Origin of the sequence: Shewanella marisflavi (genome assembly GCF_002215585.1) — a bacterium.
Lineage (GTDB): Bacteria > Pseudomonadota > Gammaproteobacteria > Enterobacterales > Shewanellaceae > Shewanella > Shewanella marisflavi.
Genome location: NZ_CP022272.1, coordinates 4049486 through 4062165, shown reverse-complemented (window position 1 = coordinate 4062165; position 12680 = coordinate 4049486). Strand labels below are relative to the sequence as shown.

At 52.5% G+C, this 12680-nt stretch carries 13 protein-coding genes; 5 read left to right on the top strand and 8 right to left on the bottom strand.

Annotation, left to right across the window (positions count from 1 at the left end; translation table 11 throughout):
• Together ftsX and rpoH are read left to right on the top strand one after the other, a co-directional pair.
• The gene (gene ftsX, locus CFF01_RS17890; RefSeq protein WP_088905687.1) at positions 1-966 is read left to right on the top strand and encodes a permease-like cell division protein FtsX; all 966 of its coding nucleotides are present in this window, start codon (positions 1-3) and stop codon (positions 964-966) included.
• A 256-nt stretch (positions 967-1222) separates the two neighbouring features.
• Positions 1223-2080 carry an RNA polymerase sigma factor RpoH gene (gene rpoH / locus CFF01_RS17885; RefSeq protein WP_033540268.1) on the top strand — a complete coding sequence of 286 codons (858 nt, stop codon included), beginning with the start codon at positions 1223-1225 and terminating at the stop codon, positions 2078-2080.
• Between the two features lie 26 nt (positions 2081-2106).
• Here the strand turns inward: rpoH and menE are convergent, their stop codons facing one another.
• The 5 genes from menE to CFF01_RS17860 form a co-directional block, all read right to left on the bottom strand.
• A complete protein-coding gene (gene menE / locus CFF01_RS17880; RefSeq protein WP_088905686.1) occupies positions 2107-3531 on the bottom strand; it encodes an o-succinylbenzoate--CoA ligase in 1425 nt (474 codons plus the stop codon).
• Entirely contained in the window at positions 3528-4586 is a 1059-nt protein-coding gene (menC, locus tag CFF01_RS17875) for an o-succinylbenzoate synthase (protein ID WP_088905685.1), read from the bottom strand. The genes menE and menC overlap by 4 nt, the downstream gene beginning before the upstream one ends.
• Positions 4583-5368 (bottom strand): 2-succinyl-6-hydroxy-2,4-cyclohexadiene-1-carboxylate synthase, encoded by a 786-nt coding sequence (gene menH / locus CFF01_RS17870; RefSeq protein WP_088905684.1) that lies wholly within the window; start codon positions 5366-5368, stop codon positions 4583-4585. Before menH ends, menC begins: the two co-directional genes overlap by 4 nt.
• A complete protein-coding gene (menD, locus tag CFF01_RS17865; protein WP_088905683.1) occupies positions 5368-7071 on the bottom strand; it encodes a 2-succinyl-5-enolpyruvyl-6-hydroxy-3-cyclohexene-1-carboxylic-acid synthase in 1704 nt (567 codons plus the stop codon). The genes menH and menD overlap by 1 nt, the downstream gene beginning before the upstream one ends.
• Positions 7072-7179: 108 nt before the next feature.
• The gene (locus tag CFF01_RS17860) at positions 7180-7608 is read right to left on the bottom strand and encodes an Lrp/AsnC family transcriptional regulator (RefSeq protein WP_088905682.1); all 429 of its coding nucleotides are present in this window, start codon (positions 7606-7608) and stop codon (positions 7180-7182) included.
• Positions 7609-7777: 169 nt separating this feature from the next.
• Between CFF01_RS17860 and yjeH the strand changes: the two genes are divergently transcribed.
• A complete protein-coding gene (gene yjeH, locus CFF01_RS17855; RefSeq protein ID WP_088905681.1) occupies positions 7778-9031 on the top strand; it encodes an L-methionine/branched-chain amino acid transporter in 1254 nt (417 codons plus the stop codon).
• A gap of 54 nt (positions 9032-9085) precedes the next feature.
• Here yjeH and CFF01_RS17850 read toward each other — a convergent pair whose 3' ends face one another.
• Entirely contained in the window at positions 9086-9706 is a 621-nt protein-coding gene (locus CFF01_RS17850) for an energy transducer TonB (RefSeq protein ID WP_088905680.1), read from the bottom strand.
• Positions 9707-9930: 224 nt separating this feature from the next.
• On the opposite strand from CFF01_RS17850, the gene CFF01_RS17845 reads away from it, so the two are divergent.
• The gene (locus CFF01_RS17845; RefSeq protein WP_232479475.1) at positions 9931-10695 is read left to right on the top strand and encodes a class I SAM-dependent methyltransferase; all 765 of its coding nucleotides are present in this window, start codon (positions 9931-9933) and stop codon (positions 10693-10695) included.
• Positions 10696-10706: 11 nt separating this feature from the next.
• Here the strand turns inward: CFF01_RS17845 and CFF01_RS17840 are convergent, their stop codons facing one another.
• Together CFF01_RS17840 and CFF01_RS17835 are read right to left on the bottom strand one after the other, a co-directional pair.
• Positions 10707-11159 (bottom strand): tellurite resistance TerB family protein, encoded by a 453-nt coding sequence (locus CFF01_RS17840; RefSeq protein ID WP_088905679.1) that lies wholly within the window; start codon positions 11157-11159, stop codon positions 10707-10709.
• 90 nt (positions 11160-11249) lie between these two features.
• The gene (locus CFF01_RS17835) at positions 11250-11768 is read right to left on the bottom strand and encodes a DUF2780 domain-containing protein (protein WP_088905678.1); all 519 of its coding nucleotides are present in this window, start codon (positions 11766-11768) and stop codon (positions 11250-11252) included.
• A 164-nt stretch (positions 11769-11932) separates the two neighbouring features.
• Between CFF01_RS17835 and CFF01_RS17830 the strand changes: the two genes are divergently transcribed.
• Complete coding sequence (locus tag CFF01_RS17830; RefSeq protein WP_033540258.1) at positions 11933-12646, top strand: hypothetical protein; 714 nt, start codon at positions 11933-11935, stop codon at positions 12644-12646.
• Positions 12647-12680: the final 34 nt, after the last annotated feature.

The window sequence follows — 12680 nt, the reverse complement described above, 5'->3', positions numbered from 1 at the left end:
ATGAATCAGCAACCTCAATTGGTACGCAGTAAATTGCCGATCAGTGGCCGTATTGTGATGTTTTTCATTCGTCATATTCAACATGCCATGGCTAGCATGGGTGAGCTGTGGCGCAACCCTATCTCATCGCTAATGACCATGGCGGTACTCGGTGTCAGCCTGAGTCTACCCGCCGCGCTGCAGGTGTTGGTTAAGAACGCCGAGACCATCACGCAATCCTGGAACAGCGCCGCCGAGATCTCTCTGTTTATCGACGAGGGCCGCAGCGAGCGCAGCATACAAAGCCTGATCAGCCGTATTAGCGCCTATTCTGAGGTCAGTGCCGTTAGCTATATCGATCGTGATAAGGCGTTAGAGGAGTTTCAGCGTCTTTCAGGCTTTGGCGAGGCGCTTGCCTATCTGGATGAAAATCCGCTGCCTGCGGTGATCACAGTAACCCCAAGTATCAAATACGCTAGCCCTAATGGCGCCCGAGAGCTGCTGAAGAAGCTGGAGTTGGAACCTGAGGTGAGCTTCGGTCGCCTGGATATCGAGTGGCTCGAGCGTTTACAGGCCGTCGTTAGACTGCTTGAGCGTACCGTCATGGCGATTGCCGCCTTGCTGGTGTTGGCAGTGGTGCTGGTAATAGGTAACACTATTCGTCTGGCTATTATGAATCGCCGCACCGAGATCGAGGTGATGAAGCTGGTGGGTGCCACCGAGAGCTTTATTCAGCGTCCCTTCCTTTATACTGGTATCTGGTTTGGGGTGATTGGCGGCGTGCTGGCCTGGGTGATCATCAATTTGTTAGTCTGGTATCTCGATGGCGCACTGGCGAGCCTGCTAGGCCTCTATGGTAGTACGCTTGAGATGCAGTCGCTGACACTGATTGAGCTGGGTGAATTGATACTGCTAGCCTCGTTTTTGGGCTGGTTGGGTTCATACTTATCAGTGAGACAGCACCTTAGAGCCATTGAGCCTTCTTAGTTCCTTTTCTAAGCGCTTTTTTAAGCTTGTTTGCTGGATTTATGAACTAATTTTCACTTGTAATGTCTATAGAATCGGGTGAAATTAAAACCAGTTCAGTTTCGAGTGTTGACATAGACTGTCAGATAGTTAATAGTTCATCAGCTTGTCCCTGGGCGTACCCACCTTTCACGATACCCCCACGGAACGCCGCTTTTATGCGGTGCTGAGCACTCAAAGTGTTAAACACATGCAAGATAAGAAGTTAGGAGCGTTAATGACGAATCAAACGCAATCAATGGCACTAATGGTACCTCAAAGCAGCAGTAGCATAGAGGCTTATATCCATTCTGCGCACAACATTCCAATGTTGGAGGCGAATGAGGAATATGAGCTGGCGAAGCGTCTGCAGGAGACCGGTGACATTCAGGCTGCGAAGCAGTTGATTATGTCTCATCTTCGTTTCGTAATTCATGTCGCCAAAGGTTATTCGGGTTATGGTCTGCCACAGGCTGATCTTATCCAAGAAGGTAATATTGGTTTGATGAAGGCGGTAAAACGCTTTGATCCCGATGTGGGTGTGCGTCTTGTCTCGTTTGCCGTACATTGGATTAAAGCCGAGATCCACGAATACGTGTTGAAAAACTGGCGTATCGTTAAGGTCGCAACCACCAAGGCACAGCGCAAGCTGTTCTTCAATCTGCGAAAGGCCAAGAAGCGTTTGGGCTGGTTTAGCGATGAAGAGGTGACCATGGTTGCCGAAAACCTGGGTGTATCTAAGAGCGACGTGACCGAAATGGAGTCGCGTATGGCAGCTCAGGATCCCGCTTTCGATCTGGCTAGCGATAATGATGATGACCAAGATTATGCACCTGTGCATTACCTTGAGGACCATTCATCGGACATCGCTTCTCAGGTGGAAAACGACAACTTTGAAGCCGATAACCAAACTCGTCTTCTGGCGGCTATCAAGACCCTTGATGAGCGTAGTCAGCATATTCTACAGGCGCGTTGGTTGGACGAAGAGAAGACCACGCTGCAAGAGCTGGCGGCAACTTATCAAGTCTCTGCCGAACGAATCAGGCAGCTTGAAAAGAACGCCATGAATAAGCTTAAAGGCCGCATGGAAATGTAACGGCGAAAGCTAAAAAAAACCTGCTATTAAGCAGGTTTTTTTATGTCTAATCCATAGCGCTGCGCCGCGGCTTGTATCACCTGTTTGCGCTGTAGCTTAAGCCCGGTTTGCTCGACCTCTGGCCAAGGGTAATAACGGCGGGGACGCTTGAAGCGGGCAATATGTTGGCAGAGAAACGCATCGAGTTGTGCTGTGGGCGGGCAGCTGCCCTTGATAAGCGCCGCCGGTAACAGGCCAAACTCTTCGTCTTGCATGGCAAAGACCAAGGCTTCCTCTATGCCAAGGTAACGCCGCAGCACAGCCTCTATCTCCTCGGGCTGTATATTCTCACCCCCACAGATAAACATATTGTCGGTGCGGCCCAGGATGAGTAACTCTCCGGCGGCATTCCACCTGCCGCGATCTTGGGTGCAAAACCAACCATCTTGTTCCAGTGGTTTGGCTATCGTCTCAGGCGACTCGCCATCTAGGTAACCGAGAAACAGAGTATCCCCCCGTACATAGATCACCTCATCGACAATCTTAAGTTGGCGCCCAGGTAGTGGCGTACCGCAACTGCCTTGGGCGTTTGCCTTGGCCGTGGTGATCTGCGAGCTCATCTCTGTCATGCCATAGCTGGTATAGGCGGGGATTCCCAGAGGCTCGAGCCGGGCGATTAGCTGTTCATCGATGGCGCCGCCACCAAGCAGCAGCGCCTTGAGGCCCTTAAGGGTCTCGGGGGCGTCATTAAGCAATCTGAGTAGCTGAGTTGCCACCAAGGAGAGGTGAGTCAGTGGTCGTGCCTTAAGTTGCTCTGCCAAGGAGAGCTCAGGGGCAGGCAGTGTCAGGGACGCGCCCGCCAAGGCGCAGCGATTGACAATGGCCAGGCCGCCGATATGAAACATTGGTAGTGATAGGAGCCAGTTATCTCCCTGTGTCAGGGGTATGAGCTGAGTCGAACCTTGGGCGCTGGCGATATGATTGTTCAGGCAGTGCACGGCGGCCTTGGGCATACCACTGCTACCCGAGGTGAGTATGATATTGCAGGGCTTGCTTGGGTCTATTGCCTGTGGCTTGCTCTGTAAATGGCGCTCAAATGTCAGCGACAAACTGGCTTGCGGTAATAGGGCCTGATAGGCCTTGTTTGCCCAGAAATGACGTAACTGATAGCGATTGGCCAGGGCGGCGATCTGAGCCTTAGGAAATTTGGGATTCAGCGGGCAGAAGATGGCGCCGAGATCCACACAGGCCCAGTACAGCACTACCATGGCCAGAGAGTTTTGATCTACACAGGCCAATTTGTCGCCTTTACCAAGGCCCAATTGGGCTAGCTGCTCTGCGCAGCCTAATACCTGCTGACTGAGTTCCTGATAGCTGATGGCTTGATAGCTCCCCTCTCGCCAGCAGTATATCGCGACGCTATCTGGATGCTGAGCTGCACTCAGGTGCAGCGGTGAACAGTCTTGCTTCAAACCGCCTCCCGGTTCACTTGCTTTAGGCAGATAAGGTTTTCCAGGGTCAGGCAGCGGGTCTTGCCGGTCGAGACCAGAAGGTCCGCGCTAAAGGCACTTAGAGTATCGAGACCTGGTATCTCATCTGGAGTAAGCGCCTCACTCAAGGCTTGCAGGGCTGTAATACCCAAGCTGGCTTCTAAACTGGCACTTAAGATCACCCTGACACCGGCCTCATGAGCTTGTTGGGTCAATTGCTGCAGTCGGGGCAGCGAGCCGAGCAGCATGGGTTTGACAATCAGCGCGGCCAATCCTGCTTGCATAGCAAATTGATAGTTAGGATCGTTGAGGCTTTCGTCGAGGGCGAAACCCACTCCCAGGGCTTGAAAGAGTAAGCTGTTATCTTGGCGCTCTATGCAAGGCTCTTCGATATATTCGATTGCGGCTAACGGCAGGCAGGCGAGAAAGTCGATAGCCTGGGACAGAGTAAAACAGCGGTTAGCATCTAATCTGAGCTTAAGATCGGGGCGGATTGCCAGCACTCTGTGGATCATGGCGATCTCCTGCTCCATGGAGGTCTGTCCCACCTTAATCTTGACCGAGTGGGTTGAGGCATCGAGTGCCTTGATGCGGGCATCTAATACCTGAGGCGGCTCGTCTTGCGCCTGATAGATCAGTGGAATGGTTCGTCGCCCCTGCCGCGCTGGGCGCAATCTGTCTGTGAGTTTGGCATGTAGCAGTGACAGTCCAAAAGCGATGGAGGGCAAGCTTGTCTGTTCTGAACGGGTTATTAACTGATCGATATCGCTTGTGATCAGCTCATCGAGCATAGGTGTCAGCTCTTCGATAACCTCAGCGAGTGTCTCCTGACTAAAACCTTTCAGCGGCTGCTCATCAACGTCTTGACCGCTCAGTGGAGAGATCTCCACCTCGGCGCTAACGAGGGTTTGCCCATCGTCCTGGGCTGAGGCTCTAAGTACTAGCCCCTGGCGACTGTCGATACGTTGTTTACCCACTGGAAGCAGTTTATCCAGAGGGATCTGATAGCGATAGAGGCTAAGGTGCATGAGTTTCATGAGTGTGTCCTGAGCTTGGCGATAAGGCTATCGCAGAAGGCCTCTGGCTGAGCCAGATGCACGTTGTGACCCGCTTGGTCAAATAGGGTGAGCGAGATAGGCTGATGCGACTGCCATGACTGCGCTAGGGTGAGAAACTTATTGTCCTGTTTACCGGCATAGTAATGCCAATCTATGGCTATTTGTTTAGGCATGTGCGACAAATCGGCTTGATTACCCAGAGAGGTCGGCAGATAAATACTTGCCAGTGCCTTAGGGTTATTAGTTGCCCTAGCTTGGATCAGGGCCTGTCTCTCACTGTCATTCAGTGTGGCAAATACCCCTTGTCGATACCAGAGGTCGAGAAATTCGACCAAGGGCAGAGACAAGAGCCGCGTTTGCCACTGGCTGTCTTGCATAAGGCGCTCAGTTCGCGCCTGCTCACTGTCTAATCCTGGGTGGCAGGATTCCAGGTTGATGCTTAACAAGCGCGCAGGAGCGCTGGCGGCTAAGTGCAGGGCAATACGGCCTCCTAGCGAGTAGCCCAGCAGGTGAAAGCGTTTGACCTCGAGCTTATCCAGCGTCGCTAAGATCTGCTCAACTACCAGGTCAAAACCTGTGGTCTGTGACGTTTCAGCTAGCGCTGGGCTGTCGCCATGGCCAGGCAGATCCACTGCGATGCAATGGAAATGGCGGCTTAGCCTTGGCATCAGGAGTTGCCAGTCAGTTTTACTGCCCAGAAAGCCATGCAGCAATACTAGCGCCGGCAGTTCTGCCTTCCCCATGGTGCGATAGGCCAGCATCAGCTTTGCTTTATCCAGCTGGCAAGGCGGGCAATCTGTTCACTGGCTTGATCTTGCGCCACGCAGACCTCAATAACGGAGGCGCCCCGATAGGCGAGCGCGTGGCGATAAGCTTCGTTAAAGCTCAATAGATCTTCTACCCTGTTGTAGGGCAGGCCGAACATGGCGGCGCCATAGCCAAACTCTAAACCGTGGGCAAGGCGATAGTAGTTGCTACGTAGCTTCTCGTCGGGCACTGGTAACAGATTGAAAATATTGCCGCCGTCGTTATTGAGTATGACGATGACAAAGGGGCCTTGCTGCTTTGCTGCTAATGCCAGCGAGTTGAGATCGTGTAGCTGGGACAGATCCCCTATGATCAGGGTTGTCGCTTGCCCTTTGTGCGCCGCAATACCGCAGGCGGTCGCGAGTAGACCGTCGATGCCGGATGCGCCCCGATTGGTGTATATGCTGGGCGCCGAGGCTGTTATCGGGGCGAACATATCATAGAGGCGCACCGGTAGGCTGTTGCCGATAAAGAGTTGTTGCTCGCCCTGGTTGGCGACGGCGCGCACCACCTGCGCCTCACCAAATTCGGCGTCGTCTATCTGTTGCTGGAACAGGGTAGCCAGCTGCTCGTTAGCCTCTATTAGCTGCACAGCCCAATTCGCCTCAGAGGATCTGGGCCAGGGCAGTTGCGTAAAGTTGGCAAGCGGGCTTATCCAGATCTGCTTAGCGCTATGGCTAGGATCGAGGCGGGTCTGCTCGGGCAGAACCTGCCAGTAGCGTTTCCATTTTTGCTCGTTTAAGTAACTGATTAGGCGTTTCGACAACAGGCGGCCGCCAAAGACCAACACAGTATCGGCGGCTTGCAGCAAGGCCTTGGCTTTAGGTTGCAGCAGCAGTTGGTCTATGTTGCCGATGGCCGCGCCATGTTGCCTGAGTTGAGATTGGGCATCGGTCAGCAGGGGCCATCCCAGTTTCTGGGCCAGTTCGATCAGCTGCTCAGGATGCTCGTGTGGCGCTAGAGTGCCCGCAACTATCACCCCTTTACCGTGGACGAAGCGCGCTAAGGCATCGGGCGCGGGTGAACTGATAAGTTTGGCCTCAGCATAGTGATTGTAGGGATTTACGCTATGTTGCCAGTTGCCCAGAGGGCTGAGGTACTGGGTAAAGTCGGCGCTCATTGAACTCGGGTATAGCGGCTCGCGATACATGCAGTTGACGTGCACCGGCCGTTTGGCGTTGGCAACAGACTCATCCAGCAGGGTCAGTAGCGCCTGGGGGGGGATCGCCTGATCTGGTGTCGGCAGGTTTACCTGTTTGGCGTAGTCGGCAAAGATCGCCGGCTGTACTATTGCCTGGTTGGCGCCGCAACCCAAAAGCTCAGGCGGTCGGTCACCGGATAAGACGATCAGGGGGACCTGTGTCAGCCAGGCTTCGACGATAGCAGGGTAGAGGTTAGCGACTGCGGTACCCGAGGTGGTAATAATGGCCACTGGGGCACGACTGGCCTTGGCCAGTCCCAGTGCGAGGAAGCCCAGGCCTCGCTCGTCGAAGTGTAAATGTTGTTTGAGTTTGCTTTGCTTGGCTGCCGCCAGTGTCAGAGGGGTAGAGCGGGAGCCGGGTGCCATGCAGACATGCTGTACCCCAAGGCGTGCTAGCTCTTCGAGAATAAGTGAGCCCCAAAGAAGATTTAATTCGGCGGTTTTTTCAATCTGCATAATGGCTTAATCAATGAAAGAGTTAAGGTTAGTCTATCGCTAAGCGTATCCTAAAGGAAACCAGACGGCCAAACTGTTAGCCATGTTCAGCCTTAGGTAATCTCTGCGTTAGCCACGATTGTCGATCCATTCGCTCATTACCACATGGGTTTTGAGTTTGATGATGTCGGTTTGGGCGTCGATATATTCGCGGATCTCGTGTAACCGTCGCATCGAATCGGCCTGCACATAAACCAGCAGATCCATGTCGCCCGTGATGCCGCGGCAGGTGATCACCTCGGGGATCGACTGAAACACATGCACCACATCGGCACAGCGGGGGCAGCGGTGCTGAATTTCGAAGTAGGCAGAAACGCCCTCTTTTTGCGATTCGCTCAGTAGCACTTGGTAGCCACGAATAATACCAGTCTGTTCCAGTTTCTTGATCCGTTCGGAGACGGCGCTGCGTGACAGGCTGACGGTGTCGGCTATGCTGGAAACACTCTGCCTGGCGTCTTGCCGCAGGGCGCTGATGATGGCCTTATCAAACTTATCCAAGGTATCCTCTCTTGTCTCTGCCAAAGTCTCTGACCGACAAAGTGTCGGTATATTGTGATAATTCCGTCAAAGTGTCGGTATAGATGCTCCTTTCGGCGGAAATCTTTGACAGACTGTTTTACGCGCTAAGTCTATACTAACCCCATTAATAACCCTAACAGAACCTAAGATGGAACAGAATCACGGTACGATCGGCCGCTGGCAAGGCGCCGGATTGATGGCCACCACTTTGCTTGGCACAGGCGTGTTTATTCTGCCTGAAATGACCATAGCCACCGCCGGCAGCGGCGCTTTGCTTGCCTGGATCTTGCTGACGTTCGCCATTATTCCCGTGACTCTGGTCTTTGCGCGACTGGCGGGGGTGTTTCCCCATGCCGCCGGTCCAGCCTATTTTGTCGAGAAAGCCTTTGGCCGAACGGCGGGACGTACCACAGGTCTTATCTTCCTCTTAGTGGTGCCCATAGGCACGCCTGCGGCGATCTTGATGACCTTTCAATTTATCAATGCCTTAGTGCCGCTGGTGGGCTGGCAGCAGTTGATGACTGAGCTAGCCTTGTTGTTGCTGTTATTGGGCTTAAACCTCAAGGGGATACAGGTCTCAGCCAAGTTACAGTTTGCTCTCACCCTGGCCATCGTCTCTGTGGTGGTGATCTTGTTTGGTGCCGGCGGTGCAAAATTGGGAGATCTGGAATTGGCCACGCCCCATGCCGGTAGCGATATGAGTCTGGTGATGGCTGCCGCCGGTATCGCCTTCTGGAGTTTTCTGGGTATCGAAGCGATGACACACCTGTCGAATGATTTTAGGCGCCCCGAAAAGGATATGCTGCCGGCGATGATCATAGGCACAGTACTGGTTGGGCTAGTGTATGTGACCTGCACGCTGATGCTCTTGTTTGTCCCTAAGGGTGAGGGCTTGGCTATGGTGGCCGCATTCGATCATCTACTGGGGGGTTATGGTGCCCAGGTGATAGGTATTTTGGGGATAGCCGGTGGCTTGGCGACAGTGAATGTCTACACCGCCAGTGTGGCGAGATTGATCTGGAGCTTTAGCCGTGAAGGGGTATTACCGCGCTATTTCGACAAGCTTAACCAGCACAGGGTCCCGGTGCGAGCCTTGGTGGCCGTGTTGCTCACCATGGCGCTGGTGATCTGTCTGACCTATCTGCTCGGCCAAGAGCTGGAGCACTTGATCGCCTGGACCAATGGGGTGTTCGTACTCATCTATCTGGTTTCTATGCTGGCGGCGGCCAAGCTACTGAGTAAGCGCTATCTGCCGCTGGTGATCATGGGGGTTATCTTCTGCCTGGCGATGGCCGTGGCGCTGGGCGCGAGCATGCTCTATGCCCTGCTGTTGGTGTTGGTACTGGCACCGTTACTCTGGTGGCAGAAGACCCATCTTGTGCGTAAGCAGGCTTACCCTTAGGGAGCTTGTTAGCAGGGAGTTATCGCTATACTCCCTGCTCGATTTTCCTAGCGCTTAAATCTGTTGATCCAGCTTAAAGTCGAGCCTTACCTGTTGCTTGGTTTGCGCCATCACCCGACCCTCTTCCATCCTAGGTTTATATTTCCATTTCTTTAACGCATCTATGGCCGCCTGGTTAAAGATCCGCTTAGGTTTAGCCTGAATCACCTTGATATTCTCCACCGACCCACTTGCTGAGATATCAAATTCCAGTAGTACGTAGCCCTCTTTGCCCTCTTGCGCGGCTGGTATGGGATACTGAGGCGATACCTGGATGATAGGCAGGGCATCACTGCTGTTGTCTACCCCGCGTGTCTCCTGACTTACCGGGTTCACCTTGGGCATGTCTATGGCGCCTGGTGTCAGCCCTGTCTCACTGGTTTCGCTCTTTTCAAAGCCCTTTATATTCCTTGGCGGCTGAATCGGTTCTTGTTGAGGCTCGATGACTGTTTGGTGCTGGTTTTCTTCTGGCGGTTGCTCCTCGAAGGAGAAGTTGAGATCAGGCGTTGCAACAACATATTCAGCAGTGGGCTGCTGGTTATCGATCAGCTTGGCCATGAAAGCGAATAGAGCCAGGGTGATGACACCACCTAGGACGGCGATAAAGGTTCGTTTTAACAGTGCAGTTTGTTTCATAAAGCTTCCTTACCTTATTCTCTTTGCCACAAACCAGACAGCCTATTTGTAAGCAAATGTAAACGACAGACTTATAGGCTTATCACCCTTTTTTAGCTTTGGCTAATAAAAAGTCAATCTCCAGTTAAATTAAGATATTTTTGATTACATTTTAATAACCGGTGGTTTACATCTTGCGGGTATGCTGGTTCGAAATATAAGTTAATGTGTGGGGGGGAGTAAGTATGCAGCATTTGAATCTTGCGATGTTGTGCCTGATGGGAGGTATGGTGTTGGGAAACGTGAACAGTTGTTTTGCTCAGGGGGAGGCTGCGGCGATCAATGCTGCGGTTGATAGCCAGCAGAGATTGGCCCGTGACAAGGAGCGTGATGCGAGTCGGCATCCTCGTGAGATCCTAAGCTTTTTCGAGGTCGCTCCAGGCCAGAGGATATTAGATCTTTTCTCCGGTGGTGGCTACTACAGTGAACTCCTGTCTCGAGTCGTGGGTGAGCAGGGGAGTGTATTGGTACACAACAACCAGGCCTACCTGCCGTTTGCCAAGGAGGATCTGGCCGAGCGACGATATCAGGAACGTCTGCCCAATGCCGAAGTGATTATTAGCGAAGCCGACGATCTGCAATTGCCTGAGGCAAGCTTTGATCGGATCTTCTTTATCTTAGGCTTCCACGACACCTATTATGATGAGCCGGGTTGGCCAGCCATCGACAGGGAAAGACTCTTAAACCAGATGTTTACCAGTCTCAAGCCCGGCGGCCTGGTCGCGATTATCGATCATGATGCACAGGTTGGCAGTGATACCAGCACGGCCCATGAACTGCATCGACTGGCTAGGGCTCATGTGGTGAGCGCTATGGAAGCGGCTGGATTTAAGCTACTGGGGAGTTTGGATCTGCTGGAAAATCCAGAAGATAAGCTCACTGTGTCGGCCTTTGATCAAGCTGTGCGCGGCAAGACAAGTCGCTATGTGCTTAAGTTTGCTAAGCCATAAAGGGTGAATTGTTAGCGCGTCTTGTTGATCGCGGCGTTTCTGAGCTGGATCAGTTCGCTGTGTTTGAGGTAGAGGAGCTCTGCCGTGCGGCGGATGATCTGATCCTCATAGCGGCAGAGGTTGCCATCGGCATAGGCGAGGGTCCACATTGCCAGAATCAGCTGTTGTTTCTGCTCCAGACTGCATTGGTCGTTGATCTCTTTGGTGAACTCATACAGTGAAGTGGCATTGCCCTGTGCCTGTTTGGCTTCTTGCACCAGGGATTGTGCTTCCAATGGCGTGAGCGACAGCGCCGAGGTCAAAAGTTCAGGCAGTAAGGCGGCTTCCTGTTCATCTATGGTTTGATCGGCATAGACGACCTCCAGTAGCAGACTGGCGGCAGCCAACTGAAGGTGCTTGGCCTTCTCCTCGGGGGATTCCGAGTGAGTCTGGGCGGTGAGAAACTGTTTAAGCTTGGCGATCATCACTCGTACCTTTTTGACTGAGATAGGGATTTAGAGTGCCAGAGTGACAGAGAGTTCATCCGATACAGATGAACTCTTTTTCATGGAGAGTTAGAGTATTGCCCCCAGGCCCTGCATCAGCAGATCTGTGGTACCGGCGCCAGCATTGGCGTCGAGATAGCCTTTCACTATATCCACCATGGGCATAGCCAGATCTTTGGAAATACCGAGTTTTTCGAAAGAGTCATACACCTTGGCGCCGCCTTGAAGTGAGCTGCCCAGATCGCCAGCCTTAGACAATAAGCCTGACATGCCTGAATCGCTATCGAGTTGCGGCGCAGCGGATAGCAGACCATCGATACCGGGTATCGCCTCGGCGATAGGACCAAAGCTGTCACCGCCCAGAGTGGTTTTGGCTAACGAAAGCAGGCTGCCGAGTCCACCTTCCGCCTGATTCTGGTTTAAGCCGAGTTGAGACATGACCGAGCCAACCAGATCGTTGTTTTGTGTCTGGGTCGCAGTCGGCTGGCTCTGTTCCTGCTCGGTGAGATCGTCAAACCAGCCTGCTGATGCCGGGCTGCTAAGCAGTAAAGTACCAATGATAAAGGAGCTGATAGTGGAAAATTTCATGAATCGCCATCCTCTGGTGATAAGTGCTAAATTTAAGGCTCATTCTAGCCTAGGCGGGCGTTAATTTTGTATCTATTTTTAGACATCTGTTGTGCATTAGCGCTGAAATTTCGGTATCCTGTCGCACTTACAAGTTGGTTTATAACTATCTAATGGAAAGTCACATGTCATTGTCAGCGATTTTGACCGAAGCTTATAACTTCTTTCGTAATCATATTCGCCAATTAGCTATCTTAACAGTGCCTATTTTGTTTGTTCAGGTGGGCATTCAGATGTGGTTGGGGATGGAGATCAATAACGCCGATCTGGAAAATCCTCAGTTTGGCGTGCCCCATATGGTCGCTATGATGGTGCTATTGCTGGTTTTTTCACTCTTGATCGCCGCTCTGACTCTGTTTATGGAGGTGCGATCTCACGGTCACGAGCCCTCGACTGGTCAGGTCATTAAGACCAGTGTGAGCTTTGTTCCGCCGCTGCTGTTGGCCGGTGTCTTTTCTGGTTTGGCTATTTTGGCGCCCGTGATGCTGTTTGCGGCATTTGGCCCTCTTTGGTTGGTGGGCCTGGTGATCAGTATTTACGTCTTTGCCCGTCTGGCCTATGTCAATTTCATGGTGGTGGTTGAGCGCCTGACACCGCTTGAAGCGATTAAGGGTAGCTTTAGATTTAGTGGCCCTATCGCCTTTAAAACCTTGCTGGTACTCATGCTATATATTCCGATCTCGCTGATCGGTGGCACCCTATCTAGCCTGGCACAGAACGGGGGCTTCCCTCTGATGCTGGTGGTCGAAGTGCTAGTGGCCTTCTTTGGGCTATTCGTTAACGTTGCTCTGTTTCGTCTTTATATGGTGTCACGCCCAAGTATTGATGAGCAGGTGTAAGCCCAGTTATTTCACTGCATATAACCGATAAATA